Below are 26,485 nucleotides of genomic sequence, written 5' to 3'. Positions count from 1 at the left end.
TGCAGAGCTTGCGCGCCTATGGCAAGTTAAAATGTTACGCTGAAGCCAATAGAAGGACGCATTTCAAAGTCATCGCTTTCCTCTTCTATATATAAATCATTGATTGATTTGACCCTATCGTAGTCAAGGTCAACATAGGCAGTATTGTCTTGGCCATATGCATTCATTAGCTCCAAAATTAGCTTGCCATCGAGACCAAATAATTCTGTTTTGCGTTCAAAACGAATATCTAGGCGGTGATAAGTGTCAAAACGCTCTGAGAATGGGTCGCCATACACAGGCAAGTAGCGGTTCGCAAATTCAGGATTCTCTTTTACACCCACAATTGGGGTATAGGCTTGACCGCTGCGAGCGGTAAAGTTAAAGCCTCCAGACCACTTTTCACCAAAGTCATAGTGGAACACGGCATTCAGAATAAAAGGAGTATCGGCATAATAGTCACGCTTAATGCCAGTTAGCTCATCCTCACGCTCACTTTTTGCAAGGCTTACAGCAATCCAACCATACCAGTCATCGGTTTTGTTTTTGTTAACAATAAAATCAACACCGTAGGCTGTACCGGAAGTCCCATTAATATAGTTTACTTGAGATAAGGGGGCGCTTTTTGGCAGATCATCCATGGTTTTATAATAGGTCTCGACGGAATATGACCACTCATTTGCTAACTCCTGTTTAAAGCCTAAGGTATAGTGAGTTGAACGCTGTGCTTCAAGTTCCGGGTTACCAACAACAGGTAAAATGTATTCAAGGTCTTGAATGCGGCTGTAAGTGCCTGCCTTGGCTGAGATCACTGTGTCATCGCTATAGAAGTAATTGAGCGCAAGGCGTGGATGGACAATCGTTTCATCACTGTAATCATAATATTCACCCACTATCCCTAGTTCACTTTGCCAGTTTGGTGAAAATTGCCAAACGTGATTAACCCCAATAAAGGCAGAATCTGTTCCTGCACTCGATGTGCCCTTAATCCTCTCACCTTTATTTAGGTCACAGTCAGGGTCAAACTCGGTGCAAACATAATTAAAAGCGTCGTAGCGGTAGGTAGATTTTTTGTCGTAGTAGCCGGCATCTGCAATGACACGTTGCTCTTTATTTAGCTTATAACTGGCTCGTACTTTATAACTGAGTTGTTCTTCTTCAAAATTTTCAAAGTAGCCATCAGATAAAGTCGCGCGTTGACCATAGCGCATAGTGGCTTGGTGATTGAGATAACCGACGCCAGCGCGAATATGTAAGTCTTTGGCGTAGTGATCCCACAATATGTTCTGACTATTAAATTTACGAATATAGCGAGCATCGCCCTGATATTCTGGGGTTTTAAGGGCAAGGTCTGACGCGCCTGAAAACCCAGCTGCAACCGAATCCTCCGCGCCATTGATATTTACCGTTAAGGTATTATTTGCATTGATATCCCAAAGCCACTTGGCTTGATAGTCGTGATCATCCGGTGGATCGTTAATGGTGATCCCTGTTGGCTTGCCATCATCGTCCTCAAGCTCCTCGCCATCACTGAAAAACAGCGGTAGGGTGCTTTTTCTTGCTGACACATAGAATGCAGAATTTTCAGTTGCTTTACCTTCAACAAAAATACCCGCGTTAAACATGGTTAAATCTAGCGTGGTGGCAATATCTTGGTATTTTGGATTACGCAGCGTGACGTCAAACACGGCACCAGTGGCATTGCCGTAACTGGTACCAAATCCAGCAGAATTCAGCTGAAAATCTTGAATTGTATTGCGGTTGAAAATAGAGCTGCCGAAATCGTGAAAGATATATCCTGCGGGCATAAAGTCCACTTCAAAGATATTGTCGTCAGGAGAGGAACCTCGCACGGCAGGTGCGCCCATAGAACCACCCGCGGCAACAACGCCAGGCAGAGCAAAAGCAGCCCTAAGTGGGTCGCCCATGGCTCCTGGCATGTCTACAAGTTTTTGTGCATCTTCGGTAATTTCTGAAATAACTGAGCTGCGTTTATAGATAACTTCGATGTGTTCAATTTTCTCCTCGTCGGCTAATGCATGATTGGCAAGGGTAGTGCAGAGCACGAGGAGTGAAATTTTACTGAGCGTAAAGTGTGGGGCGTGGCGCATGGTCGGCTTCCTATTCATCCTTTGTTAAGATGTGCGTTAGCCTAAACGAAATAATTGTTGATTAATTTCAGAGAGTCGTTATTAACTGTAAGCGGTTTACTGAGGTTTCTTACAATCTCGCTCTGATCCCTATCTCGGATGAGTAACCAACAGAGCGCTCAGTTATTTTGAAGTCTTCATCAAGTACATAATATGTAGGGTAAGCCTGCACTTTATACGCTTGTGCCGTGGTCTGATTGCCGAGTAATACGGGCATGTCTAATTGTAGATCGCTGACAAATTTTGTTACTTCTTCAGTGGAACGATAATCCAACGCAATCGCCACTGCTTTGACTTTGCCTTGCTGATGTAGTTTATCAATATTCGGCATGCTCACTCGACATACGCCGCACCAAGGCGCAAAAAAATACACGATACTTTGTTGACCTTTAAGCTGAATAGACGAATAAGTTTGCTTGGATTGTAAAATGGGTAGGTGAAATGGCGGCGCCGTTTGCTCTCCCGAGTCGGCAAGCATGTTTCTTTCTTGATAGGCTGAGACGGCGAAAAACACCAGCACAATGATGACAGCTTGGCCAAGTAGCTTGAGCATACAAATGATCCCGTGATAACAGTAAGCAACAATAAAGACCGCAGTGTAGCGATCTTTATTGCAGCGGATCAATGTATTTGAGCTTAACCGTAGGGGTTGTCGCCTAGGTAGCGTTTCGCTTTTTGCTCTTTTAATTTCGCTAAGTCAACGAGTACCAGACCATCGATACAGTTATTAAAGTCGGGATCTATACTAAAGCTCAGAAAGTTCACGCCTTGCTCTTCGCAAAGCTCCGTATATTGCTTAAATAATGTAGGGACTTGCGCACCCATATTAGCAAGAATATGTTTGAGCTCTGCGAAATCTTCTTTGATGTCATTGCCACTAAACATGTGTTGATAACGGTTAAGCTGATCATTACTTAGCTTCATTTCGTTGTTCGGCGTGGCGATACCTGCAAGGTTTGAAAAGTAATGTTGGTAGTGATACACCAACATGGCTTTTGCTTCATCCGGTAACGCGTTTGAAAGGCTGACTGCACCAAACATATAACGGTGTTCTGGGTAGCGCTTTACGAATGCACCGATCCCATACCATAGGTAATCTAGGCTCTTGCGACCCCAGTACTTGGGCTGCACAAAGCTGCGACCAAGTTCGAGGCCTTTTTCAAAGTATGGGGTCATGGCTTCACTGTACGAAAACAAGCTGTCGGTATAAAGCCCGGCTTGCCCGTGTTCTTCTATCACTTGCTTGGCACTTGCAAGGCGATAGGCACCCACCAGCTCAAGTTGTTTCGTGTCCCATAACAATAAGTGGTGGTAGTGCATATCGTACTTATCGATATCACGACGGTTACCACTCCCTTCTCCCACGGCCCTAAAGGCAATTTCTCTAAGGCGTCCAAGCTCTCTAAATATCACTGAGCTGCCGGTGTATTGGTAAACGTATATTTGCATGCCATCGGGTGTTTCACCGATACACTCGCACGCTTCCACTGCCTTTTTAAGTTCTTTGCGATTTTCTGGAACTGCAATAGGGGTTTGCGTTTTGAGTGGCAGTGGCTTTTTACTGGCAAGGCGATAAAGTTGCTTGCGAATAAGTGCTACTATCTCTTTGTCTTTTAGGTTATCAATAAGATAAGACTCTGGAGGAATGCTGGCGCCTATTTCAAATTCTAGCGATTTTTGCCTTTGTTTAAACATCTCTTTGACCAATAATAAACTGGCTAAAGGCTTATAAATCATACTGGTGCCGTAAAAGAGCGGACTGTTTTTCGCTTTGATAAAAATGGGTAGAATGGGGCAATTGGCTTTTTTAGCCATTCTTAAAAAACCGGAGTTCCATTTGCAGTCTTTAATACCGGTTGGGCTTAAGCGAGAAACTTCACCAGCTGGGAAGATAAGTAGCGCCCCTTCCGATTTTAAATGCTTGTGAATGTTTGCCAGCTCTTGCTTTTTACTGGTTCCTGAGAGGTTATCAACAGGCAGTAATAGTGGATGCATTGGCGTAACCGACATCAACATCCGGTTAGCAACAACCTTTAAGTCAGGCCGTACTTGCGCCAGCACTTTGATTAGTGCCAGTGCATCTAAAGAGCCAATAGGGTGGTTTGCGACGATCACCACCGGACCTTCGCTTGGGATATGCTCTATTTGCTTTGGTTTAAAGCGAGCGTCAAAATCTAACTCATCGAGCACTTGTTCAACAAACTCGAGCCCCTGCAAATGGGGGTAGGTGTCAGCAAACGCGACAAACTCTTGCTCATGCAAGAGATAACCAAGCCCTTTTTTTACTAAACCTTTTACCTTTGGGGAGTTTTCAAGTTGTGGAAGATTTGCTTCAATGACTTTATCTACACTGATCATTTTTCATCACCTGTTGGCGCTTTTTTGCAAGAGTAAAAACTATTAATGACAAGCATGTTGCATTGGTATGTCATTTATTTTGCAGTGATAGCGTGTAGCGAGAATAAAGGAACAATATGGCTTTACTTATTTGTGTTACTGGTCGTAATAATGACAAGTTAGTTGCTAAGTTAGCAGCACTGTTGCCGCAGCAAACCTTGCTTGAATGGCCCGTTGATGATGTTAGCTTATTAAAGGAGGTCGAGTTTGTGCTGGCATGGAATGCGCCAGAGACGTTATGGTCACAGCTTCCTAATTTAAAAGTAGTGCATTCCTACGGTGCCGGTGTTGATAGCATTCCGATGCAGCTATTACCACCACATGTAGAAGTTGCGCGTATAGTTGACCCAAATTTAGCGGATGATATGGCTGAATATGTATTAGGCCAACTATTAAGCCATAAGCTTAGAGTTAGAGAGTACGGGGATAACCAATCTCAGCAAATATGGAAGCCAAGGCGCGCAAGAGCAGGTCGCACGGTTGGTATTATGGGGATGGGGCAACTTGGCCTTGCGGTCGCGCATAAGCTACACGTAAATGGATTTAACATCAAAGGTTGGTCCGGCTCTGCAAAACAACTCGACAATATTGAGCACTTCAGTGGGCAAGATGAGCTAGCTGCTTTTCTTTCAGGTATTGATTATCTTGTGTGCCTGCTACCATTGACTGAACATACCAAGGGGATATTGAACGCCAAGCTGTTTGCACTCGCGCCAGATCATTGCGTACTCATTAATGTTGCAAGAGGTGGTCATCTTAACGAGACGGATTTACTCAATGCGCTAGCGGCTGAGACGTTTGGCGGAGCTATTTTAGACGTATTTGACACTGAGCCGCTCCCTACATCACATGCCTTTTGGCAGCAGCCAAACATTAGTATTACTCCCCATGTTGCTGCATTAACCAGTTTAAATACGGCTGCTGAGCAAATTGCTAACAACTATTTAGCCATGCAGGAGGGCAAAACACTTGTTCATTTAGTTCAGAAAAAGCAGGGTTACTAATTGATTACATGGTTGTAATTAACCACAGAGCAAGGTGTAAAGAGAATAGTGTAAACTACTGTATAAAAAAACATCTTGAGTGTTTATGAATGATGCATTAATTTAACAAAAAAACAATAATAAAAAGGTCTAACCCATGAAGCAAAGTCAAGGTGGCGCGAAATTATCACTTGTTGTGGTTTCGGTTATTTTGTTAGGTGTATCGGCTTGGTTTAATCAAGCTAGTGCAAGTGAACTTCAGGGGACGACACCCACCGCAAATAGCAAATAAGCCGAGTGTTACTCGGCTTTTTGTTTTTTAACGTTTAGCGTGACGCTCTCTATTTTCATGTTTTTTCTCTTCGCTCTTTCTTAGTAGTACGTAAGTAGAGCCGCTACCACCATGGCATTTTAGTGCAGAGTGAAATGCCAACACTTGCGGCATTTCTTGCAGCCATTTATTTGTATAGCTTTTCAGTACAGCGGGAAAGGGTTTACTGTTTAAACCGATACCATGCCTTAATAACAACACTCGGATGCTTTTTGCATGGCAATCTGTAACAAAGTCAAATAAGGCTTTACGGGCATCATGAAATGGTTTGCCATGTAAGTCTAAGGTAGCATCAACTTGATATTTACCTAATCTGAGATTTTTGTATACACCATCTTGGACGCCGCTTTTTTTATAGGCGAGTAGATCGTGTGGATCTAATAGATCAACGTACTCTGTAGATAAGTAATTAGGATCAAACTCAAGTTCTTGCTCGGCGGCCTCGCGTTTTGCGAGTTGCGAAATAGTAGGTTCGTTTTTGTGACGGCGTAATTCTGCTTTTTTGTCTTGGGCGAGCGGAGTGACGTCGCCCATTGAAGCTAAAAATAGCTCTTCATCAGTCATGGCCATACTGCTTCTCCATTAACAAGCAATGATGGCCATGATTTTAGCGCACCGAAGTGAAATAGGGAACTAGTCGCTGCGAACTAGTGAACTTCCAGCTGACCAAAGGTATAGACTTTGAATAGATAAAAAGTATTTATCAAAATCAAGCTAAGGTTAGAAATTACACTGGTGTTCATCAGATCAAGGCTAAACGAGATAAAAAGTACGCCACATGCGCACACAGCAGCTACTCTTAGTAGCGTTTTATGATTAATAAAAAAGGCACCAAAACCTAAAGTAAGTAATATTAAGTTAAGTAGCCAGTCGAGCTCGTTTGCCATTGTCTGTTTGGTTCTCCAAATGCGTTTAAAGGATCGCCATTATGGTGATCATTTATGCTTCATTCAACTGATAAATTTTATGATTTTCACATTAGAAATTTTAATGGATTAATGGTGGCTGAATACTTATGTAGCAGCGCTTGCATAAGTCGTTACAAATACCCAGACGCACTTTTTATTTCTTTGCGAATAGTCTCAGCTATAGTTAAGTATCTTCATGATTATCATAAACAAGTTGATGAATCAGCGCAGATTAAGAAATGCATACCTATACTTAGTTACATATGTACAAACCTAAGAGAGTTCCGCATAAGGCGATAATAAAAAGCCGTAGGCGACAAAAATAATTAAGGAAAGGCAATGAAAATGCTCAAGTACTACCTGTTTGCAAGTCTCTGTTTAGCCGCACTTACGATCCACAGTATTGGATCTTGGCTAATGTTGCCGCTTGCGTGGTTTACCGTCTCTATTTCTTTAGTTACTTTTGCTTATGCAACCAACTATCCGCACATATTTAGAAAGCACGGTACAGGCAAAATTCCTTGGTATATAACCTGGCTATTTTGGCCTTACTTAGGCTGTGTACATTTATACAATGCAATTGAAAGAGGTAGAGATGTTGTTGATGCATTTCAGCCGCTTACAGATAATTTATTTGTTGCTTGTCGGTTATTTCCAAGCGATGTGGATATGCTTAAGGCGGAAGGGATTGAAGCTATTTTAGACGTAACTGCGGAGTTTGATGGGTTAAACTGGTCTGCAGAACAACAAGGTTTACATTACCTCAATATTCCAGTGTTAGATCATCAAGCGCCTACCTCAGAGCAACTAGCGCATGGTATGGCATGGATAGCGGCGCAGCACGAGCTAAAGCGAAAGGTTGTGGTGCATTGTGCGTTAGGTCGAGGACGCTCAGTGTTCTTTTGTACTGCTTATTTACTCGCGACCAACCCCGATTATACCGTCCGAGAAGCACTCGAAAAAATTCAAAACCGCCGTGAAACGGCAAGGTTAAACAAGCATCAGCTAAAAGGGCTGACAAAGCTACATCACAGTCAAAACTTTACCCGTAGTGAGCAGGCGGCGTTAGTTATTAACCCTGTATCAGGATCAGGTAAATGGTTTACCTATGAAAATGACATTGTGGGTATGCTGACGGAAAAATATAACTTATCGATTCACTTTACAGAGAAAGAGACAGATGTTGCAGCTTTGGCTAAACAGATCATGTCTGATAAACAGCCAAATATCATCATCGCAGGGGGCGGTGATGGCACATTAGCAAGTGTTGCTCATGGTGTTCATCAACACGATGTACTGTTTGGTATATTGCCTTTAGGTACTGCAAATTCCTTAGCGACCGTGTTACTCGGTTCATTGTCAAAAATAGATCCCATTAACCGTGCCTGTGAAGCAATTTTAGCGGGTAAAACTAAGCCTATTGATATAATGAACTGTAATGGCCGCACCGCGCTTTTAGCGGCAGCCGTTGGCTTTGGTCAGGAAATGATAGAAAAGGCTGGGCGTGAAGAAAAGAATAACTCGGGGCAATTAGCCTATATTCGAGGCCTTTGGCAGGCGGTAAGTGAGAATAAGCCCCTTAATTTTAGAGTGAGCTTTGATGGCGCTGAGCAATCTCAAATAGAATGTGTTAGTCTGGTTGTAGCGAATGCAGCACCAAAAACCACAATTCTTGCTCAAGGTCATGGAGAGCCAATCTATGACGATGGCAAACTAGATATTACGATTTTACCGGTTGAGCCGGATGGTGCGCAGAATCTTACGGTAGCCGAACTTATTTTACCTAAATTAGACGGCAAACCTTCTAATATTCGCACCGAGCAGTGCGAAAAGATAAACATAGAATTTGAGCAAGAACAACACTTTGCACTAGATGGTGAAGTGCTTAGTGCAAAAAGTATTGAAATAGTGATCCAGAAACACGCACTGAACGTAATGGTTCCGAATTAGGTATTTCTCGGTCATTCATTAGTGTGTAGTGTGTGAGATAAAAATCAAAAGTGGAAACACTATTGGAGCGTTGAGAGAGGGACTCAATTGAAAACCGTTTTATTAGTAGATGATGATCATGATTTTGCAGAGCTGGCCTGTCGCATTATCGAATACTTAGGCCATGACGCGTGTTTAGCGAATGACTTGGCGTCGGCCAGACAATGGCTAGAAACGCAAAGTTTTGATCATATCTTTCTTGATTTTATGCTGCCAGATGGCAGTGGTTTACATCTAGTTGATGAAATCAGAGCCGCAGGGATCCGTACACCAATAACTATGGTTACGGGACATCCATCAGTAAAGTCAGCATTGTCGCAGCTTTGTCATGATGGGTTAAATTATCTCACTAAACCAGTTGATGCAGACGATTTTAGAAACGCATTAAGCCCTTCTAAGAACAAAGCCAAGCGAACCGAGAGTCAAGCACATTTTGGTGTGTTGCTGGGCGAGTCTGCCAAAATGAAGCATCTATATAAGATGATAGAGCGCGTTGCGGGTACTGATGCTAATGTGATGTTGATGGGGGAAAGCGGTGTAGGTAAAGAAATGTTTGCCCGCGCAATTCACAATGCCAGCACAGTGACAGGGGATTTGGTTAACGTAAACTGTGGTGCAATCCCGAAAGACTTGATCGGTAGCGAACTATTTGGTCACGAAAAAGGCGCGTTTACGGGAGCAAATGCTCAAAAGGTCGGAGTATTTGAACAAGCAGAGAATGGCACTTTGTTTTTGGATGAATTAACCGAAATGCCCATCGAGCAACAGCCAAACTTGCTACGTGTACTCGAAACACATACGGTGACACGAGTCGGTGGCACAAAGCCGATAAAAGTTAATTGTCGGGTAATATCGGCTACTAACCGTAGCGTCGAAGATATTGCTACCAATGACGTACTTCGAGAAGATATTTATTTCCGTTTGGCGGTATTTCCAATCCATATTCCACCGCTCAGAGAGAGAAAAGAAGACATTCCATTACTCGCCGAGCATTTTCTCCAGGGTTTGAATAAAAAAGGTAATAGTCAGTATGTAATTAAGGCGGCAGATATGAGCCGCTTGGTTGAATATGATTGGCCCGGTAATGTACGTGAACTCAAACACACAATCCATCGTGCCTATATTATGGCGGATCACGATGACCATAGCTTAGTATTTGATGCGAACTTCGCCTCACCATTCGCACAGGCGAAACGCATGGTGGAGCATGCGCAGTTAAATCGCGCTTCAATTCCACCACAGGTGGGCACGTCAAGCAGAGCAAATGCGATTCAAGTACCAACGCCTGAAATGAAGCCAGGTAAAACGATTGAAGAAGTAGAAAGAGAATTGATCTATCAAACGTTAGAATCAGTAGAAGGAAATAAGACGCTGGCCGCGCGAATGCTTGGGATCAGTACAAAAACGCTCTACAACCGTTTAAACGCCTATGAGGGAGAAACACTATCATAATTTCGGGGAGGAACAATGACACAACATGATCAAGGTACGCTCGCGAAGTTAGTGCATGACGCACGCAAGCCTTTGAATCAAATTTCAATGAATTCAGAGTTGATTAAACTTATCGCTGAACAACCTGATTCTCAACAACAGATAATCGAGATAGCAAATACGATTATTAAAGCAACCAAAGAGTGTAGCGAGCTGTTACAGACGCTGGTGGAGCAAGGAAATGATGAGTGAACAATGAGTCCAAGTTTAGTTATTTTATGAACTTAAGTAATAAACTTAACTTTATCTGGTTTGCGGTTGTTGTGAGTGTTGGCCTTGTAGCGTCCAATGCCCTAATCGGTTTTAACAATGTTAAAGAATTAAACCAAGTTCAAGAGAGTATCCGAAACACCAGCGAAGTAATGATGTCTCTGGATCAGCTGCATATTGCGATGTTAAATGCGGAGGCAGGACAACGAGCATTTTTAATCTCAAATAAAGAAAGCGATTTAGCACCTTTTATAAAAGCATTGCAAAACCTTGATGAGAGCATAGCTAAAGTTGGTCAGAATCACTCTGAAAGCGATGTACAGCAGCAAAAAATTAATCGTTATATCGAAGGGGTAAAAGCGCGATTTAAAACTTTGCAAAGTACGGTGATTGTTGCACGTAATACCGATACAGGTAATGAAGCTTTATTACTTGACCGAGCTGCGGACTCTGGAGGGGATCTACGAGAAGAGTTCACTCAGATCATGGCCGCAGAAGTGGACATCCGGACTATTCAGCTGAATCAGTTAAAACGTGTCCGCAAAGAAGCGCAAGTTAATATCGTTGTATTTACTTTGCTGAGCGCCGTGATGATTTTTGCTATTTTGCTACTTTTGGTCGTCAATCTACGCAGCGCAAAGAAAGCAAAGAGCGAGTTAGAAAAAGCAAACGATCATTTAGAAGAAAAGGTGCAAGCGCGTACCGAAGCACTAGAACATTACGCTGAAGAGCTAAACCGTAGTAACCGGGAGCTCGAAGACTTTGCGTTTGTTGCCTCTCACGACCTGCAAGAACCACTAAGAAAGATCCGCGCTTTTGGTGATCGCATCGAAAAGAATTATGGCGAGCACCTTGATGACAAGGGCAAGGATTATTTGGCTCGAATGACGAGTGCCGCACAGCGGATGTCAACGCTTATCACTGACTTGCTTGAGTTATCCCGAGTTACCACCAGAGCAAAGCCTTTTGAAGAACAGGATCTCAACCAAGTTTTACAGTTTGTGTTGGACGATTTAGAAATTGCAGTTCATGACAGTAGTGCGAGCGTAAACTCGGACGTGTTACCGACAATAAAATGTGATGCTAGTCAAATACACCAGCTGTTTTTAAATCTACTTTCCAATGCTATTAAATTCAGAGTAGAAGGGCGCGATCCGATTATTACAATCGCGGTTGAAAGCAGCCAATTGATGAGTCAAGATGCTTATACTTTTGTGGTAGAAGATAATGGCGTTGGCTTTGATGCTGAATATGCTGAGAAAATATTCTCGCCTTTTCAACGACTACATGACAGAAAAAAATATGCTGGTACTGGCATTGGTTTAACCGTGTGTAGACGTATTGTTGAGCGACACGGCGGAACGATTTCAGCGACCAGTGAAGATGGTAAGGGTGCTAAATTCACGATCACATTACTCGCTGAACCAACACCAATTATTCAGGAACTGAAGAATGAACTATAAAAAAACTCAGCCAATCCATATTTTGATGGCGGATGATGACGAAGATGATCGCTTGTTGGCTCAAGACGCTTTAGAAGAAAGCCGAGTACTCAATGCATTTCAGTTTGTTAAGGACGGGGTTGAGCTTTTGGAATATTTGAGAAATGAGGGAGAGTTTACTGATAAACAACGATATCCAAGACCGAACCTCATTTTACTTGACCTGAATATGCCAAGAATGGATGGTAGAGAAGCGTTACAAGAAATCAAAAAAGATCCAATACTACGTTCTATACCCGTGGTTATCTTAACTACTTCCAAAGAGGAAGAAGACAAACTGAGAGGGTATGACTCAGGCGCTGCATCTTATATTACTAAGCCCGTGGATTTTGATGGTTTAGTTGATTTGATGAAACATTTAGGCAAGTACTGGATTGAAATAGTAGAGCTGCCAAATTAATCCCATAGCGCTTGTGCAAACAAGCGCTACCTCACCGCAAGTCGTCCTATACTTGTTTCAACATAACGTGACGACCCAAACGAATTAATATCACTTCATTTGTGGAGGCTAGTATGACAAAGGAGTCGGTCAGTGAAGTCAATGTGCTGCTCATTGAAGATGACGAAGACGATTATATTTTAACCTTAGATTATTTACAGTCTATTCCTAACTTTAAATTTAATCTCGTTTGGCAAAGCCAATACCATCAAGCGCTAGAAGCACTGGAGAGTAATGGCTTCGATCTCTGCTTATTGGATTATCAATTAGGCCCACAAACCGGTTTGAGCGTGTTAAAAGAAGCCAGAGCAAGACAGGTTCATACGCCGATAATCATGCTGACGGGGCAATCAGATGAAGTGTTAGATAACGAAGCCCTAAAAGCGGGTGCTGAAGACTTCGTGCTTAAGTCAGAAATAAGCAGCGCTCGATTTATTCGTTCCATTCGCTATGCTTTGGCACGCAAAGAACTTGAACGTGAACGCCTGGAGCGATTGCGAGTCGAGTCTGACAGTCGAGCAAAAGACCGCTTTTTGGCACATTTAAGCCATGAGTTGAGAACGCCGTTAACGTCTATTCTAGGTTACACCAATCTCCTCTTATCTCGGGAAGAGTTGCAGAATGTTAAGCCCGAGCTTTCTATAATCAATAACAATAGCGAGCACTTACTTAACTTATTAAATGATGTACTCGACCTATCCAAGCTAAATGAAAATCGGTTACAGCTAAATAAACAAAGCACGTGTTTGAATAGCTTTCTAAGTGATTTATATAGTCTGTTTAAAATGGCCGCAGCCAAGAAAGGCTTGAGTTTTAGCATTGAAGCTAAAACACCACTTCCTCAAGATGTAAAGGTTGATAAAACACGACTAAAACAGGTACTTATCAACATTATTTATAATGCAATTAAGTTCACAAGCTCCGGTTTCGTGAAGGTTGAGATCACGTTACAAGCTGATGCAAAACTTGAGTTCAAGGTGATTGATACAGGTATTGGTATTCCTTGCGAGAAGCTTAAACGTATATTTAAACCTTTTGAACAAGTACAAAACGTCACAACGCGCACGGATGAAGGTGCTGGTCTTGGTTTAGCTATTAGCTCTGCACTCATTAAACTGATGGGAGGCGAGCTTGCGGTTGAGTCAACCTTGGGAGAGGGGAGTGAGTTTGGTTTTAGTATTGATCTTGGTGCTATCGATGAAATGACTCTGGCGCCATTGATGCTAGATAAAACCCAAAATGCGACCGATAACTCGCTTCCATCTGATTTGCAAGGGCATATCCTTATCGTTGAAGACATTAGTGAGATCCAGATGTTGTTGCGCACCCTGATTGGTCAAACCGGCGCAACCGCTGAAATTGCGGGCGATGGCATTGAAGCGCTTGCGATGCTTAAGGATGATCCAGATAAGTATGACTTAGTCTTTATGGACTTGCACATGCCAAGAATGGATGGTCGAGACACTATTGTTGCGCTCAGAGAGCGTGGTATTGACTTACCTGTTGTCGCACTAACAGCGGCCGCTCAAAAAGGCACAAAAGAAGAATTAATGGCGCTTGGCTTTAGCGATATGATGAGCAAGCCTGTTAATGTCTCTGAGTTAGGAGAATATTTAGCTCACTACTTGAGTGACGAGTTGGCAACATCTAGCGATGATGTGGCGCAAACTACCGGTACTTTGCGGTTTTTAGTGGTAGAAGACGACGCAGATACACGCAACCTGCTTAAGCTGTTACTTAATTCACTGCAAGTGAATGTGGTTACGGCAGAGTGCGCGCAAACTTGTTGGCAGCATTTTGTTGGTCCTGAGCGCTTTGACACGATTTTACTGGATATAGGTCTGCCCGATAAGTCTGGGCTTACGCTTGCGCGAGAGATTAAAGCACAAGATCCTAATCAGCATATCGTGATTGCAAGTGGTTTTGATCCAGAGCCGGAAAAATTGGCCGAGTCACAAGTAGATGACGTGTTGTTAAAGCCTATAACACTGGTGGATCTGAAAGAAATTAAAGAAAAGCTGGTTTAGATAAGAACCAAAGAATAGCGCACGGAATTAAATGATACCTTGCGCTATTCTTTGTAGAAGTACGATTTTTCTTAGTGCACCAAACTTGCCATATTTAGCGCTGAGTGCGCCAAACATAAACATGAAGCCCAACCCTTGAGGAGAGCTAATCGCGCCGGTAAATACTTTTTTGGCTTTCACTTGGGTAAGGTGATTAAAATGTCTAGCGGTAATGAGCTTTTTCTTCTCTATCACCACTTCTTGGTGCAACTTATCAGTGATGAATTCAGCGAGCTTCGTCATTACTGGCCTCCTGCTTCGCAACTGAAGTATAAAACCCAGACGTCAGGTCATTTATGCTGTTGTTAAAGAGCTTTAGCCCGGTGACGATCAGGTAATAAATCATTGCGATATTGATAGTAAGTACAATACCGGCAGAAATAAACCAGCTCAGGCCTGCGTAGGTTAAGGCGTAAGCAAATAACACGTGCAAGCTGCCCCATACCATTGCCGTTAAAATTAAAGAAAACAGAATTAACCCGAGCGCGATACATAAAGTTTTTAAATTAGCTCTGAACTTCGCACCTAATAGGTTAATTTGTGCTTCAGCGATTTGCTGATAACTGTCGAATAATAGAGACACAGAATCTTTAAGCTCAGCGAGCGCAGGCGTGCGCTCGTGAGCTGCTGCTTGACGGTCTCTTACTTGAGCTTGGTCTTGCATGATTACTTATTCCTTAACAGCATAGTTGCCAACATACCGAGTGAAAATGCGATACCAGCCGTTTTTACTGGGTTTTCCGTTGCATACTTTTTCACACCAGATGTATTCCACGCACGTTCCCACTCTTTACGCTTGGCACCAATGGCTTCGCTTGAGTTATGACCTTTTTCACGCAGCGAGGTTTCAGTGCGAGATGCTGAAGCGTGCAGTGAATCTACTGACGCATGTAATGTATCTGCAATTTGATCCGTAACTGGGTGACTAGAATCATGGCCATTTGACTGTGGTTTTGCTGTGTTACTTGTCTGTGTTTGGTTTGCTTGGTTACTCATAAACTACTCCTTATTCGTTTAGTTCACTGTATTCGTTGCAAACCCTTTGCCAACTTAAAAGTTTAGTAATATCAGTCTATTACCTTTGTCTCATGTTTTGTGTCGGTAGATGCGATACGAAGAGTGTAAATGTTACATAGCAGAACCTACAGGGTGTGGAGTTTGCAATAGTGACAGATTTCATTTCTAGTAGTGAATGGCAAATATTACATCTAGAGGTTTTCTATCTTTAAGTTCTGTTTTCTACAAATAAAGGAATAGCGAGAATGCACTCACATTATTCAATATGGGAGCCATACGCTGAAAACAAAAAAGGCGCTACCAAGTGGTAGCGCCAAAACCAGACTCTTGTGAAAGAGCCAGGACTGAGTCAAAGGGGAAATAATTGGGAGGCTATAGAGCCAAAACTACTGCTTAAAATTGATACTCGATTGAGACTGCTGCTACGTCCATATCTGGGTCGATATCGTCCTCAAGTTCGTAGCGCGTATATTCTAAACGCATGTTAATGTTTTCGTTTAGGTGGAACTCTACACCGGCACCATAAAGCCAGTCGCCGCCTTCAAGGTTAGATGAAACACGACCTACAGCTGGAATATCAGCATAGATATCTGCATCCCATTCAAGCCAACCACCTTTTGCGTAAACTGAAAAGTATTCGTTTAATGGGGCTGAGAGACGTGTAGATAAAGAAACACCGTCGATTTCAGCAGAGTTGTCAATGTCACTTGCTTCGTCGAAGTTTTCATAGGCAAGTTCAAAGCTCCAATATGGATTGATTTTTGTACCTACATACGCTTTTAACATAGACGAGTCATCGTCGAACGAGGTGTCGTTCTCACGATCTTCCCACTGAAAAGAGTATTGGCCGTAACCGATACCTGTATAAATTTTATAATCTTCTAGTCCAAAATCAGACTCCGCGTGAGCAGCGGTAGATGCAAGACCTAGAGAAGCTAGTAGCGCAGCGGCAATAGTTAATTGTTTCATCTTTACTCCTTAAATCAATATAAATATGGGAGGGGGAGTGCCCCCTCAAATCAAAATTGCTTATGATTTTTTAGTAACGCGAAGGTTATCTTTTACATCTTTAACGTCATTGGCGTTTTTCGCGATTTGCACAGCAAGTTTGCGCTCAGCTTCGCTACCAACATGGCCGTTTAGTGTTACGACTAAACCTTCCACATCAACATCGATGTCAGTACCATCTACATCTGTGTCAAACAGGTAGCGAGACTTAATTACTGTTGCGATTTTTGCGTCAGTAAAGCCGCTATCGCTTTCGTAGTTACGCTCTTTTTTGCGTTCATCTGACATATCAACGATAGTCAGGTCGTTTTTCACTTCTTTTACGCCATCGATACCTAGTACCAGTTCTTCAGCTAGCTTTTTGTCTACTGAGTGTTCAACTTTACCAGTTAGCACTACAACGCCATTTTTCACATCTGTGTTAATGTCAAAGTTGTTCAGCTCACCGTTGAAAAGTAGCGTCGCTTCTGCTTTACCGTCTATCCAAGCATCGCTTGCTTCTTTTTCCCAAGAATTATCAGCAGCAAAAGCTGAAGCAGTAGTAAGTGAAGATACAAGTACAGTTGCAATTAATGTCTTTTTCATAATTAAACTCCTTTAATTTCGTAGTCGAATTACCTATTGCAGCTGTTGTGCCATGTTGTAAGTTGCTGAATTTTATATGTTTTTATTTTATTGGTAAGTTTTAAGGAAGAATTTACCGAGAAAATGTTTACATTACTTTGTAATAATTACCTTTTTCATGAATGGCTAATTAATATCAGTAGGAATGATTACTGCATTCGATCGTTGTTGCGTACTTATATAGGAGTTAGTAATTATGAATTTAGAAAAGTTTTGGACGTTAATTAATGATAAGTTAATCTCTTGGCTTGAATCCGGTGTGCAGTTACTACCGAATATGATCCTAGCCTTAATGATACTAATATTCTTTACAGCGCTGGCTAAAATATCATCTATTTGGTTTTCTAAAGCGATTAAAAAAGCAATAAAGACAGAACAAGTTGCTTCTCTTATTAGTTCCATATTTAAAGTCTCTATTATTGCCATTGGGATTTTCTTCGCTTTAGATATAGTAAAACTATCAGGTGCCGTAATGTCATTGTTGGCTGGGGCGGGGATCATTGGCCTTGCTATTGGCTTTGCATTCCAAGACATGACTGAGAACCTCATCGCTGGATTTGTGATGGGAGTCAGAAAGCCCTTTATGGTCGGTGACATTATCAGAACCAAGGATTGCTTTGGCACGGTAAGCAAAATCAATTTGAGAAATACTTTGGTGGAAAATTTTTATGGCCAGCTGTCTTATATTCCCAACAAAATTCTCTTTAAGAATGAGTTACAAAACTACACCAAGCTTGGTAAGCGAAGAATAGAAGTACCAGTTGGTATCTCATATGCGGATGACCCAGAACAAGCCCGCGAGGTGATTGTTGAGGCCATTAATAAGCTTGATTTCGTAGTAAACCAAAAAGAAACGGATGTCTATGCTGAGTCTTTTGGTGATAGTTCTATCAATCTATTAGTGTGGTTTTGGATAGACTACCCAGCGGATCCCGGCTTTATGGTGGTCAGGCACCAAGCAATTTGTACAATTAGCCGTGTTTTAGCTGATAACGATATCTTAATTCCTTTCCCTATTAGGACGATGGATTTCAATGCAAAAGGCAGTACGACCTTAAGTGCGCAATTATCACAGGAATAATTTACATCTAGTTTGTAATATTTTCACCGCTCTGAAAGTTCTTATATTAAAAATCCTTGTAAAATAATGGTTTATAATTTGGCATTTAATCTGCATTAACGAAAAGGACAGAAATAATTTTTGCAAAATGCACTTATTAAATATTTAAGCGAAAGGAGTTATTTATGGCAGATTCAAATTACGACATGGAGCCGGTAAAAGAGCTCATTAAAGTATTAAATGGTGGTGTAGATTTTTACACCGAAGCTAAGAAGAAGCTAGATAATATCGAATTAAACCGCGTATTTGACCAAATGATTGTAGATAAAGCGCAAGCAATCTCGGATCTACAACCATTTGTTCTTATCGACGAGGGTGAAATAGAGACTGATTCAGCACTTAGCATCGACATTCGTGAATCGTACACCAAGTTGGTTAGTATGGTGAGCACCGACAAAGAGCACACCTATATTTCTCAGCTAGAAGAAGTGGAAGACAAAGTGTTGAGCAAGCTTGATAAAGCGCTAAGCAAAGATCTTCCACCTAAATGCAAGAGTGTATTACTGCAAATCCAAACCAGAATGCAAGCTTGTCACGATCAAATGAAGCAGTTGCAAGAGCTAACTGCCTAAGGAGAATGTTATGTTGAGTTGGGCTGTAATGTTTTTATTCCTAGCACTTGTCGCAGCCGTGTTAGGTTTCACCGGAATCGCGGGCGCTGCGGCAGGTATGGCGAAAATTCTATTCTTTGTGTTTATCGCCTTTATGATTATTTCGTTTATTTTTGGCAAAGCACGAGCTCCCAGGTAAAAGGGATTTAACGTACTAAAACGGTTTTAGGAGATAGATTATGAAATCAGCAATTACATTAGCGAAAGCATTTGGTTTTGTTTCAATTTTAGCACTTTTTGGCTGTAGTGAAGGCCCAGCGGAAGATGCGGGTGAGCGTTTCGATGAAACGGTTCAGGAAGTGGAAAACAGTGTAGAAGATGCCTGTGAAGATGTAAAAGAGAACCTGAACGCTGAAAACGAAGAGTGTTAAGTAGAAACAATTTCGACGTGGAATGTAAGAGGAGAAGCTGATAAAAGCTTCTCCTCTTTTTTGTAATAGGTTTAAAAATCAATACTCTAAAAAGGTGAGACATAGTAAAGAAATATGATGCACATCAAGACCACGCTGCTTAATCTGCAATTAATATTGTAATCTACGAACTTTGAGTAATACTTTATTTCTATGTTTACTCAATAAAAATCAGATTATGCTAAATAGGGTTTCAGTTAAAAGCAGATTGTTGTCGCTTTCGGGCATACCTGCGGTGTTTTTTATTCTTGCAACCATCTTCACAATCGGAACATTATCAAACCTTATCAATTACATTGACCGTATTTATGACGACAGAGTTGTACCGCTTAGACAAATAAAAGTGGTGTCAGATAACTATGCGGTGGTTATTGTGGATACGTTTCACAAGTTACGAGGCCATCAACTATCCAATGGTGCTGCGTTAAAGCAAATCGACGAAGCTAAGAAAATTGCGGAAAAAGAATGGCGACAATATTTATCGACCGATTTGACAAATGAAGAACGGGAACTTGTCAAACAGGTTGAGGCTGCAGAGCTTACCGTTAAACAGTTGTTGGCTAATTACACCAGCAGAGTAAATGCCAATACATTTGAGGAAATTCCCTACGATAAATTTGTCCATGACCTTTACTCCGTATTTGACCCATTAAGTGAAAGTTATTCTGCGTTGATTGAATTACAGCTTGCCGAAGCAAGCTCTCTGAGAGATAAAGGTCGCTCAGAAGCCAGTGCGACAAAAACGGCGATGATTATCTCTTCTGTTGTTATTGTGATCGTAATGGTACTAATTGGCATGTTGATATTTAGGTCAATTAATGAACCGCTCAGCCGCTTACGTATGCGTATTGGTAATATTGCAAGGGATGCAGATTTAACACAACGAGTAGTTGTTGAGGGGCAAGATGAGTTAAGCCAGATAGGGAATGACTTCAATACCATGGTGTCTAGCTTACATGAGCTAGTTACCAATCTAGTCACAATCGTGAATAGCCTTTCTTCGACCTCTAACGAGTTGAATGGTATCAGTCAATCGATTGCGGGTACTTCACAAGAGCAAGAGCAGCAAACAGTGATGATTGCAACTGCAGCAACAGAAATGAGCAGTGCGATACAAGAAGTGGCACATAATGCGATGAATACCGCGAACAAAGCTGAGATGTCCGGTAAGCTTGCGAAACAAGGAATGGATGTTATTTCGCAAAATATTCAGGCCATTGAGCGCCTTGCTAGTGAAGTAGGAGATAATGCGCAGCTAATTAAAGCGTTGAACGATCAGTCTAATGAAATCAACCAAGTGGTGTTAATGATCCAAGGTGTGGCTGAGCAAACAAACCTTTTGGCGTTAAACGCTGCAATAGAAGCTGCGAGAGCTGGGGAATCAGGCCGAGGTTTTGCGGTTGTTGCCGACGAAGTCAGGCAATTGGCACATAATACGCAAAAAGCCACGGAATCTATCCGAGATATGATCAGTAAGTTACAGGGCATGGCACAAAACGCAGTATCGTCGATGGAGAACGCGCAATCAAGTGCTGCTGCGGGGGTAGATAGGGCCAATGAGTCAGCTCAAATAATGACCGATATTGATAAGGCGGTGGATGAAATCGTTGGTATGAATATTCAGGTTTCAACGGCGACAGAAGAACAAACAACGGTGGTTGCGGAAATCAGTGAAAATATTAATGATTTCAGTAGCAGCATTTCTGAAATTACCCGAAATGCGCAAAGTAATGCCGATGTAAGTAACGACTTAGAAGCGTTGGCCGAGCAGCTAAATAGCCAAGTGCTAGTGTTTAAAGTTTAATGGTACCCATTTGGTAATTAACTTGAGATGTTCTGCTCTAAAGCTAGAAAACACGGTTAAGCTGCTTGATATGGGATAGGAAAGAGCGGGTTTCTAGTCAGAAGCCCGCACTATATTTTAGGCATTTTTCTGTGGCGGCTAAGTTTTAAAGGAATTGTTAACCCTATCACGCCACAGCATTTGCATAGTGCTTTACGTTAAAACAGATATTCCATACTTAAATTGTATGCTCTAGGCTCGCTGTACTTTTTCGGCACGAAACCGTATGTATCGTAATAGCTTTCATCTGTGAGATTACTGATATTCAGTTTAACGCTCAGCTGGCTAGAGAATTGATATTTGACGTGCGCATTTAGCAAAAGCTGGCTATCTTGCTCTGCGCGCACTGCGCCCCGACGACCACCTGCTGGAAGTCCAAGGTCAACTCCTGGGACGTTTAAAATATCGACTTTTCTGTCCGTATCCCAAGTTGCATTTAGGCCTAAACGCCAAGCCCCATAAGTATACCTGGTGCTTGCATTGAGCGTTTGTCTTGGCGCATACAAATTAATATCTTCGCCATGCTCATCGACAACATCAAAATCACTGTACCCAAGGTTTACTTGCCAATCATCTGTCAGCTTTGCTTCTAATTCAACTTCAAATCCATCGGCTTCAGCACCATCAACAGGTCGATACCTAGCAGGTCTTTCGTCTGCATATTCGGGAATAACAACACCGAAGTCCTCTTTTAAACTATCAAAGTAAGCGACGTTTAGACGTAGTTTGTCATCCCAAAGTGTGGTTTTGATGCCGACTTCTAAGTTCTGGGCGGTGATTGGTGCTAATTGATTTAAATTGGCATCCACTTTATCCAGTTGCGGCTCATAAGCATCGGTATAACTTGCATACGTGCTGATCTGGTCATTGAGATCATAAACCAGTCCCAAGTATAAGCTCTCACCGGTTTCTTCACCTTTATCGCTTGAGAACCCGCTCCAAGCAAAGTCACGCTCATTGGTACGTTCATAATCAAAAAATTTGACACCAAGAATGGCGTGAAGGGCATCCGTTAACGTTAACTTACTGCTAAGGGCAATGCTCTGTTCTTTCGTCGTTTTGTCCCAATAGCCAATGAATTGCTTATCTGTCGCGGTTAAATGAGCGGCCGGATGAAGGTTATTAATCGATTGAAGCGGATAAAATATTGTTCTCGCGTTTTCATCGAGTTCTTCGAAGCGATCGTCAGTGGACTCAAAATCTGCATTTAAATAGGTGATATTTACCTGATGTGCGCGGTCAAATAATTCAAACCGACCAACCAGTCCCAAAATGAAATTAGTCCCATCAACTGTTTCAATCCAGCGTCTGTCACCGCCTTGAAGGCCAAGGCCTGTTTCTTTGTCTGGGTTTCCACTAAAGTAGGTTAAAGTAATGTCAGCTTCTGTTTTGCTGTATTGTGCGCCAAAGTTAAGCTCCCAATCTAAATTGATTTGGTGAGATAATTTTAAATGGTAACTTTGGTGGGTATTGCCGTTGTAACTGTCTGGTGAAGATAAATTTGTTTTCTTGTCTATTTCAACGGAACTACCATCAGAGTAAAAAATTGGTAATCCCCAGGGTGATAGTTTCAGTTCATTGTCTTGGTAATGAACACTAAACGAGGCTTCGGTATCTTCGGAGAAATAATGATGCAATTGGGTGTATGCAACGATCTTATTACTATTTTCTTTGTCGACAAAGCTATCTCTTTCCTCATAGGCAAGAATAACTCGTCCGGCCAATGCTTCATCTTTCGTTAGGGAGCCTGTTGCATCTATGTGTGTACGCACTTTATTCCAAGAGCCAATCTCGGCACCAACTTCAACAAATCCACCTCGGTCTGGTTGTTTTGTGATGACATTTAATGTTGCCGATGGTTGTCCTGCACCCGCCATTAACCCCGCAGCGCCCCGAAGAACCTCTACTCTGTCATAGACAATAGTGTCTAAGCGACTCTCTTGTGGTCCAGCAATTGAGGTCGGTAAGCCATCTTTAACCAATGCATTGACGAGATACCCACGAGAAGTAAACTCAGTATTATCACCCGCTCCAAATTTGTATCTTGAGATGCCTGTTGCCTGTACCATGATGTCCTCAAGATCATTCAGTTCGAAGTCTTCTATGTAATCGTGGCTTAACACGGTAACAGACTGGGGGGTTTCTTTAATGGTAAGGTCAAGTCCTGTGGGACCCGAGTTACGCTTGATTGGCTTGCCTACAACACTGATCCGTTCAATATTGTCGCGCTCGGCTTTTGCTGCCGCATTTGGAGAAAAATAAAGGAGTGATAACATCAGAGCTAGTGCTGTAGATTGATGCGCTTTGGTTTGCATGGGTGTTTCCTTTCCTAAATTGTTTTTTCTTCACAAGAGATAAAGATGAAAGTTCCTATGAAATGTAGGAGCTATTTTTCTGAGATTGAACCAAGCTCTTGAATAGTTCTAACTGAAAACAGAAATTATTTTCAATTCTAAATGATAATTCTTTTTGTTACCATAAGGGGTAATGCAAAAAATGAATTATTGCCAAAATAATGGCTTACTCGAATCTCAGATTTGTTAGGTTCTGATTGTTAGATTGGGTGTCAATTAGGTTGGATAGCGCTGTCACAGGGCTTATCTATGTTTGAATATTAATACAAGGCAAGGAAGTGAAGTCGTTTTATGTCTTCGCTATTAGGTGGTCCATGACGGCAAAACAATGGTTCAACTGGCATAGTTTGAGTGGCGTGTGGTTTGGGGTGTTGCTGTTCATAATATGTTGGACTGGCGCGTTTGCGAGTATTGCCCACGAACTAGATTGGCTATTCAACGACCAGGTGAGGGCAGTAGAGGGCCAATCAAACATAAGCTTAGCAGCAGCTTATGAGATGGTACAAAAGGCGTATCCTGACGCCCGAATAGGGATTGTCTTTACAGGTCCTGATACTTATTTTGCGCATGACATCGTGATGCGAATGCCTGATAGTCCATGGCAACATGTTTATGTCGATCCGTATTCAGGAATTATCCTAGGTGAAAGTAGTTTTTTTAATATTCAGCGTTTTTTTCGTGATTTCCATATGCATTTTTTCGGCGTATTTGACAGCATCATTTCATACTATCTTGTGCTTATCTTTGCAGTTCCGTTGTGTATTTCGACCGTGAGTGCGCATTATGTATATCGCGGCTGGTGGAAAAAGTTATTTGCATTTACGTTTAGCGGGGATGCACGTGCCAAGATGGCAAGTGTGCATAAAATAAGTGGGGCGTGGGGCTTATGGCTTGCGGTTGTTATTTCGCTCACGAGTATCTGGTATCTATTTGAGTTTGTTCGCATGGATATGGTCGATGGTAAAACAGCTTTTACTGATGTTGGGGATTTTGCCGTTAATCCTTTGGCCGAACTGCCGCGACAGGATAAACCACAATTGTCGGTTGTGGAATTATTCGCAATAGTAAAAGCGGCGAGGCCTGACCTTGAGGTGAAAGCCATTCGCTATTCTGGAGGTTATTTTTATGCTGAAGGGCAATCGCAGGATTGGATAGTTCGGGATAGGGCAAACAAGATCTATGTTAACCCTTACACGGGGGAAGTTGTTTATAGCCAAACGGCATCGAGCCAAGGGCTGTATTGGCGCTTATCCGATACCGCGGACCCCCTACATTTTGGCAACTTTGTAGGGATATGGGGGAAAATACTGTGGTTTATATTTGGGATTGTACTTTCATTTTTGGTTCTCAGTGGTACTTACATGTATATTAAGCGGCAATTTAAATTGCGTCGCAAAGATGAATGCCGAGGTGTCGTGGTATCACTAGTGTTGGGTTTCGGATTGCTCTTATGTATTTGCTTTTACGCGCAACACACTATTGCGGGTTATGGTATGGCAGGAAAGTGGCCGGAGTTACCGACTGCTTCATTTACTTTTTTAGTAAGCTGGGTGTCACTCACTTGCTTGATTATCTTGTTTTGGAGCGCCGCTCTGCTCAATTTATGCCTGAAGCATCGGGGGGGGTCGTGATTGCTGCAGACCAAAAAAAAACCTCGCAGCTGCGAGGTTTCTTCACTCATGAAACTGTGATTAAACAACACCACGAGGTAAGCGACAGTCGTGATCTTTTGCTGCTAGTTCAGCAATCCACTGTTCTTCCGCTTTGAAGCCTTCTTCGTTTTCTGTAACGATAGTAAAGCTCGCTGATTTTACAGCTGCAGCCTTAGGCGCTTTCTTAGTCGTTTTCGCTTTTTTGGCAGGCGCCTGCGTTTTATCACTTGCTACAGCTGACCCTGAAGTTAGCTCTTCGGTTAATTCGGCTACCTCAGCAAGACGCATGTTTTTGCCACCATCGATGCTATACCAACCTGGCTTTGCAGTGATCTCAGGCTTTTTGCCATGTGCAGCTTCGTACGCAGCTTCGAAAGCGCTTAGTACTTCAGTTTTATCTAGTTTACTCATCGTAGATCCTAGTCGTGTTGTACGCGGATACGCGGGTTAAGATTAAACTCTATTTATACCCATATTTGCGCAAATTTTCAATTTTTTACGTTTTTCAGCGCTAATTTATCGAACTTTAGCCTGATTTTGGTGTCTTTTTCGGCGCTTAAAGTGCCTCAGGGTCAATAACACGACGGATCGTGATCCACATACTTCCAAGCTGTTCATGCCAAATCCGAGTGACTACTTCTAAGGCCTTATGGTTCGGAATAAATTGTCTGCTCAGTGGGTATTGCTTGAAGTTATAAAATTCCGTCGGTGCAGCGAACACTTCTATGCCTTGTGCTTCAAATAGGTTTTTTGCTCGCTGTATGTGCGAAGCCGATGTGACCAATGCGACGTCATAATCGACTAGTAAAGGTGCTAGCATTTTTGCTTCGTCCGCGGTGTCTTTGGCATTGGGGTTTTGCTTAATACGTGTAGCGGAAATACCTAGGCTCTGTGCGGTTCTTGCCATGAGTCCCGCGCTTGTTGCATGGCCATAGCCGTAACCAGAGACATACAGCTGGGCCTTTGGGTAAATATTAGCAAGTCTTACGCTTTCTACTAATCTGGCTAGACCGCAGCTGCCAAGTTGGGCGTTGCTGGGGAGAGATTTATCTGGGTATAAATCACAGCCAAGTACCACGATTTTATCTATGTTGTTGTGCTTACTTGGATTGAATGCACCGAGAGTGCCTGTATCCCACTCAATAATATGTTGTGCGACATAAGGAGTCGATAACGCCCATGTCGTGAGTAAGACAAACCAGCTTGCGATGTAAGGCCCTTTACGCGTTTTGGCGATAAAAAGCATAAGTCCCACAAGCACCACTAAAGATAATGGTAACGGCATCATAAGTTGACCGATAACCTTTTTGACTTCAAACATTTAAACATGCCCTAGATTAAGATAAGCCTAACGCAATGCTAGCATGAGATGGGAGTTGTAGAAATGTCTAACAGTTAGGG

At 42.3% G+C, this 26,485-nt stretch carries 27 protein-coding genes; 14 read left to right on the top strand and 13 right to left on the bottom strand.

The features are described from left to right. Nucleotides 1–26: 26 nt before the first annotated feature. The 3 genes from GSF04_RS17675 to GSF04_RS17665 all read right to left on the bottom strand — a co-directional run bounded on the left by GSF04_RS17675 (nucleotide 27) and on the right by GSF04_RS17665 (nucleotide 4,487). On the bottom strand, nucleotides 27–2,090 hold the full coding sequence (locus GSF04_RS17675) for a TonB-dependent receptor (protein ID WP_211858116.1): 2,064 nt from the start codon (nucleotides 2,088–2,090) through the stop codon (nucleotides 27–29). A 109-nt stretch (nucleotides 2,091–2,199) separates the two neighbouring features. Further along, a complete protein-coding gene (locus tag GSF04_RS17670) occupies nucleotides 2,200–2,682 on the bottom strand; it encodes a TlpA disulfide reductase family protein (protein ID WP_045964327.1) in 483 nt (160 codons plus the stop codon). Nucleotides 2,683–2,765: 83 nt separating this feature from the next. Then, nucleotides 2,766–4,487, bottom strand: a complete 1,722-nt coding sequence (locus GSF04_RS17665; RefSeq protein WP_211858114.1) for a lysophospholipid acyltransferase family protein — start codon at nucleotides 4,485–4,487, stop codon at nucleotides 2,766–2,768. 116 nt (nucleotides 4,488–4,603) lie between these two features. Between GSF04_RS17665 and GSF04_RS17660 the strand changes: the two genes are divergently transcribed. Together GSF04_RS17660 and GSF04_RS23465 are read left to right on the top strand one after the other, a co-directional pair. Further along, on the top strand, nucleotides 4,604–5,530 hold the full coding sequence (locus tag GSF04_RS17660) for a glyoxylate/hydroxypyruvate reductase A (RefSeq protein WP_039496859.1): 927 nt from the start codon (nucleotides 4,604–4,606) through the stop codon (nucleotides 5,528–5,530). A gap of 136 nt (nucleotides 5,531–5,666) precedes the next feature. Further along, complete coding sequence (locus GSF04_RS23465; protein ID WP_010378895.1) at nucleotides 5,667–5,801, top strand: hypothetical protein; 135 nt, start codon at nucleotides 5,667–5,669, stop codon at nucleotides 5,799–5,801. A gap of 27 nt (nucleotides 5,802–5,828) precedes the next feature. Here GSF04_RS23465 and smrA read toward each other — a convergent pair whose 3' ends face one another. Both smrA and GSF04_RS17650 read right to left on the bottom strand, forming a co-directional pair. Continuing rightward, a complete protein-coding gene (smrA, locus tag GSF04_RS17655) occupies nucleotides 5,829–6,410 on the bottom strand; it encodes a DNA endonuclease SmrA (protein WP_039496860.1) in 582 nt (193 codons plus the stop codon). Between the two features lie 77 nt (nucleotides 6,411–6,487). Then, the gene (locus tag GSF04_RS17650) at nucleotides 6,488–6,727 is read right to left on the bottom strand and encodes a hypothetical protein (RefSeq protein ID WP_010378899.1); all 240 of its coding nucleotides are present in this window, start codon (nucleotides 6,725–6,727) and stop codon (nucleotides 6,488–6,490) included. 360 nt (nucleotides 6,728–7,087) lie between these two features. Between GSF04_RS17650 and GSF04_RS17645 the strand changes: the two genes are divergently transcribed. The 6 genes from GSF04_RS17645 to GSF04_RS17620 all read left to right on the top strand — a co-directional run bounded on the left by GSF04_RS17645 (nucleotide 7,088) and on the right by GSF04_RS17620 (nucleotide 14,406). Continuing rightward, nucleotides 7,088–8,698, top strand: a complete 1,611-nt coding sequence (locus GSF04_RS17645) for a diacylglycerol kinase family protein (RefSeq protein ID WP_211858113.1) — start codon at nucleotides 7,088–7,090, stop codon at nucleotides 8,696–8,698. An 87-nt stretch (nucleotides 8,699–8,785) separates the two neighbouring features. Further along, nucleotides 8,786–10,189: a sigma-54 dependent transcriptional regulator gene (locus GSF04_RS17640; protein ID WP_211858112.1), complete on the top strand. Its 1,404-nt coding sequence runs from the start codon at nucleotides 8,786–8,788 to the stop codon at nucleotides 10,187–10,189. 15 nt (nucleotides 10,190–10,204) lie between these two features. Then, a complete protein-coding gene (locus tag GSF04_RS17635; protein WP_010378905.1) occupies nucleotides 10,205–10,420 on the top strand; it encodes a histidine kinase in 216 nt (71 codons plus the stop codon). After that, nucleotides 10,417–11,901: a sensor histidine kinase gene (locus GSF04_RS17630; RefSeq protein ID WP_039496867.1), complete on the top strand. Its 1,485-nt coding sequence runs from the start codon at nucleotides 10,417–10,419 to the stop codon at nucleotides 11,899–11,901. The genes GSF04_RS17635 and GSF04_RS17630 overlap by 4 nt, the downstream gene beginning before the upstream one ends. Then, nucleotides 11,891–12,340: a response regulator gene (locus GSF04_RS17625; RefSeq protein ID WP_010378908.1), complete on the top strand. Its 450-nt coding sequence runs from the start codon at nucleotides 11,891–11,893 to the stop codon at nucleotides 12,338–12,340. Before GSF04_RS17630 ends, GSF04_RS17625 begins: the two co-directional genes overlap by 11 nt. Nucleotides 12,341–12,453: 113 nt before the next feature. Continuing rightward, a complete protein-coding gene (locus GSF04_RS17620) occupies nucleotides 12,454–14,406 on the top strand; it encodes a response regulator (protein WP_039496869.1) in 1,953 nt (650 codons plus the stop codon). A gap of 27 nt (nucleotides 14,407–14,433) precedes the next feature. Here the strand turns inward: GSF04_RS17620 and GSF04_RS17615 are convergent, their stop codons facing one another. The 5 genes from GSF04_RS17615 to GSF04_RS17595 form a co-directional block, all read right to left on the bottom strand. After that, nucleotides 14,434–14,688 carry a hypothetical protein gene (locus GSF04_RS17615; RefSeq protein ID WP_010378914.1) on the bottom strand — a complete coding sequence of 85 codons (255 nt, stop codon included), beginning with the start codon at nucleotides 14,686–14,688 and terminating at the stop codon, nucleotides 14,434–14,436. Beyond that, a complete protein-coding gene (locus GSF04_RS17610) occupies nucleotides 14,672–15,109 on the bottom strand; it encodes a phage holin family protein (protein WP_039496874.1) in 438 nt (145 codons plus the stop codon). The genes GSF04_RS17615 and GSF04_RS17610 overlap by 17 nt, the downstream gene beginning before the upstream one ends. A gap of 2 nt (nucleotides 15,110–15,111) precedes the next feature. Beyond that, nucleotides 15,112–15,441 carry a hypothetical protein gene (locus GSF04_RS17605; RefSeq protein WP_130125970.1) on the bottom strand — a complete coding sequence of 110 codons (330 nt, stop codon included), beginning with the start codon at nucleotides 15,439–15,441 and terminating at the stop codon, nucleotides 15,112–15,114. Nucleotides 15,442–15,855: 414 nt separating this feature from the next. Continuing rightward, nucleotides 15,856–16,431: an outer membrane beta-barrel protein gene (locus GSF04_RS17600; RefSeq protein WP_211858111.1), complete on the bottom strand. Its 576-nt coding sequence runs from the start codon at nucleotides 16,429–16,431 to the stop codon at nucleotides 15,856–15,858. Nucleotides 16,432–16,491: 60 nt separating this feature from the next. Further along, nucleotides 16,492–17,055 carry a BON domain-containing protein gene (locus tag GSF04_RS17595; protein WP_010378923.1) on the bottom strand — a complete coding sequence of 188 codons (564 nt, stop codon included), beginning with the start codon at nucleotides 17,053–17,055 and terminating at the stop codon, nucleotides 16,492–16,494. A gap of 235 nt (nucleotides 17,056–17,290) precedes the next feature. Between GSF04_RS17595 and GSF04_RS17590 the strand changes: the two genes are divergently transcribed. The 5 genes from GSF04_RS17590 (at nucleotide 17,291) to GSF04_RS17570 (ending at nucleotide 21,039) form a co-directional block, all read left to right on the top strand. Beyond that, nucleotides 17,291–18,175, top strand: coding sequence for a mechanosensitive ion channel family protein (locus tag GSF04_RS17590; protein ID WP_211858110.1), 885 nt, complete (start codon nucleotides 17,291–17,293; stop codon nucleotides 18,173–18,175). A 164-nt stretch (nucleotides 18,176–18,339) separates the two neighbouring features. Continuing rightward, entirely contained in the window at nucleotides 18,340–18,786 is a 447-nt protein-coding gene (locus GSF04_RS17585) for a PA2169 family four-helix-bundle protein (protein ID WP_039496879.1), read from the top strand. Nucleotides 18,787–18,796: 10 nt separating this feature from the next. Next, nucleotides 18,797–18,964: a DUF1328 domain-containing protein gene (locus GSF04_RS17580; protein WP_010378934.1), complete on the top strand. Its 168-nt coding sequence runs from the start codon at nucleotides 18,797–18,799 to the stop codon at nucleotides 18,962–18,964. Between the two features lie 40 nt (nucleotides 18,965–19,004). Next, nucleotides 19,005–19,196: a hypothetical protein gene (locus GSF04_RS17575; protein ID WP_010378936.1), complete on the top strand. Its 192-nt coding sequence runs from the start codon at nucleotides 19,005–19,007 to the stop codon at nucleotides 19,194–19,196. A gap of 217 nt (nucleotides 19,197–19,413) precedes the next feature. Next, on the top strand, nucleotides 19,414–21,039 hold the full coding sequence (locus GSF04_RS17570; RefSeq protein ID WP_211858109.1) for a methyl-accepting chemotaxis protein: 1,626 nt from the start codon (nucleotides 19,414–19,416) through the stop codon (nucleotides 21,037–21,039). A gap of 197 nt (nucleotides 21,040–21,236) precedes the next feature. On the opposite strand, the gene GSF04_RS17565 is transcribed toward GSF04_RS17570, so the two are convergent. Continuing rightward, a complete protein-coding gene (locus GSF04_RS17565) occupies nucleotides 21,237–23,393 on the bottom strand; it encodes a TonB-dependent siderophore receptor (RefSeq protein WP_211858108.1) in 2,157 nt (718 codons plus the stop codon). Between the two features lie 353 nt (nucleotides 23,394–23,746). Here GSF04_RS17565 and GSF04_RS17560 point away from each other — a divergent pair, with 353 nt between their 5' ends. After that, nucleotides 23,747–25,063, top strand: coding sequence for a PepSY-associated TM helix domain-containing protein (locus GSF04_RS17560; RefSeq protein WP_211858106.1), 1,317 nt, complete (start codon nucleotides 23,747–23,749; stop codon nucleotides 25,061–25,063). Nucleotides 25,064–25,123: 60 nt separating this feature from the next. Here the strand turns inward: GSF04_RS17560 and GSF04_RS17555 are convergent, their stop codons facing one another. Continuing rightward, a complete protein-coding gene (locus GSF04_RS17555) occupies nucleotides 25,124–25,495 on the bottom strand; it encodes a hypothetical protein (RefSeq protein ID WP_069020194.1) in 372 nt (123 codons plus the stop codon). A 145-nt stretch (nucleotides 25,496–25,640) separates the two neighbouring features. Further along, a complete protein-coding gene (locus GSF04_RS17550) occupies nucleotides 25,641–26,405 on the bottom strand; it encodes an ElyC/SanA/YdcF family protein (RefSeq protein ID WP_211858104.1) in 765 nt (254 codons plus the stop codon). Nucleotides 26,406–26,485 lie beyond the last annotated feature (80 nt).

Origin of the sequence: Pseudoalteromonas sp. A22 (genome assembly GCF_018141345.1) — a bacterium.
GTDB lineage: Bacteria > Pseudomonadota > Gammaproteobacteria > Enterobacterales > Alteromonadaceae > Pseudoalteromonas > Pseudoalteromonas maricaloris.
The sequence above is the reverse complement of the archived record's forward strand: the minus strand, read 5'-3'. Positions and strand labels throughout refer to the sequence as shown.

Bases quoted from the DNA above. Each gene is read 5' to 3' on its own strand.
- smrA (WP_039496860.1), bottom strand. From the start codon at position 6,410: ATGGCCATGACTGATGAAGAGCTATTTTTAGCTTCAATGGGCGACGTC.
- GSF04_RS23465 (WP_010378895.1), top strand. From the start codon at position 5,667: ATGAAGCAAAGTCAAGGTGGCGCGAAATTATCACTTGTTGTGGTTTCG.
- GSF04_RS17550 (WP_211858104.1), bottom strand. From the start codon at position 26,405: ATGTTTGAAGTCAAAAAGGTTATCGGTCAACTTATGATGCCGTTACCA.
- GSF04_RS17615 (WP_010378914.1), bottom strand. From the start codon at position 14,688: ATGACGAAGCTCGCTGAATTCATCACTGATAAGTTGCACCAAGAAGTG.
- GSF04_RS17675 (WP_211858116.1), bottom strand. From the start codon at position 2,090: ATGCGCCACGCCCCACACTTTACGCTCAGTAAAATTTCACTCCTCGTG.
- GSF04_RS17610 (WP_039496874.1), bottom strand. From the start codon at position 15,109: ATGCAAGACCAAGCTCAAGTAAGAGACCGTCAAGCAGCAGCTCACGAG.
- GSF04_RS17570 (WP_211858109.1), top strand. From the start codon at position 19,414: ATGCTAAATAGGGTTTCAGTTAAAAGCAGATTGTTGTCGCTTTCGGGC.
- GSF04_RS17665 (WP_211858114.1), bottom strand. From the start codon at position 4,487: ATGATCAGTGTAGATAAAGTCATTGAAGCAAATCTTCCACAACTTGAA.
- GSF04_RS17645 (WP_211858113.1), top strand. From the start codon at position 7,088: ATGAAAATGCTCAAGTACTACCTGTTTGCAAGTCTCTGTTTAGCCGCA.
- GSF04_RS17575 (WP_010378936.1), top strand. From the start codon at position 19,005: ATGAAATCAGCAATTACATTAGCGAAAGCATTTGGTTTTGTTTCAATT.
- GSF04_RS17595 (WP_010378923.1), bottom strand. From the start codon at position 17,055: ATGAAAAAGACATTAATTGCAACTGTACTTGTATCTTCACTTACTACT.
- GSF04_RS17605 (WP_130125970.1), bottom strand. From the start codon at position 15,441: ATGAGTAACCAAGCAAACCAAACACAGACAAGTAACACAGCAAAACCA.
- GSF04_RS17660 (WP_039496859.1), top strand. From the start codon at position 4,604: ATGGCTTTACTTATTTGTGTTACTGGTCGTAATAATGACAAGTTAGTT.
- GSF04_RS17590 (WP_211858110.1), top strand. From the start codon at position 17,291: ATGAATTTAGAAAAGTTTTGGACGTTAATTAATGATAAGTTAATCTCT.
- GSF04_RS17620 (WP_039496869.1), top strand. From the start codon at position 12,454: ATGACAAAGGAGTCGGTCAGTGAAGTCAATGTGCTGCTCATTGAAGAT.
- GSF04_RS17565 (WP_211858108.1), bottom strand. From the start codon at position 23,393: ATGCAAACCAAAGCGCATCAATCTACAGCACTAGCTCTGATGTTATCA.
- GSF04_RS17635 (WP_010378905.1), top strand. From the start codon at position 10,205: ATGACACAACATGATCAAGGTACGCTCGCGAAGTTAGTGCATGACGCA.
- GSF04_RS17670 (WP_045964327.1), bottom strand. From the start codon at position 2,682: ATGCTCAAGCTACTTGGCCAAGCTGTCATCATTGTGCTGGTGTTTTTC.
- GSF04_RS17555 (WP_069020194.1), bottom strand. From the start codon at position 25,495: ATGAGTAAACTAGATAAAACTGAAGTACTAAGCGCTTTCGAAGCTGCG.
- GSF04_RS17600 (WP_211858111.1), bottom strand. From the start codon at position 16,431: ATGAAACAATTAACTATTGCCGCTGCGCTACTAGCTTCTCTAGGTCTT.
- GSF04_RS17580 (WP_010378934.1), top strand. From the start codon at position 18,797: ATGTTGAGTTGGGCTGTAATGTTTTTATTCCTAGCACTTGTCGCAGCC.
- GSF04_RS17625 (WP_010378908.1), top strand. From the start codon at position 11,891: ATGAACTATAAAAAAACTCAGCCAATCCATATTTTGATGGCGGATGAT.
- GSF04_RS17585 (WP_039496879.1), top strand. From the start codon at position 18,340: ATGGCAGATTCAAATTACGACATGGAGCCGGTAAAAGAGCTCATTAAA.
- GSF04_RS17650 (WP_010378899.1), bottom strand. From the start codon at position 6,727: ATGGCAAACGAGCTCGACTGGCTACTTAACTTAATATTACTTACTTTA.
- GSF04_RS17560 (WP_211858106.1), top strand. From the start codon at position 23,747: ATGACGGCAAAACAATGGTTCAACTGGCATAGTTTGAGTGGCGTGTGG.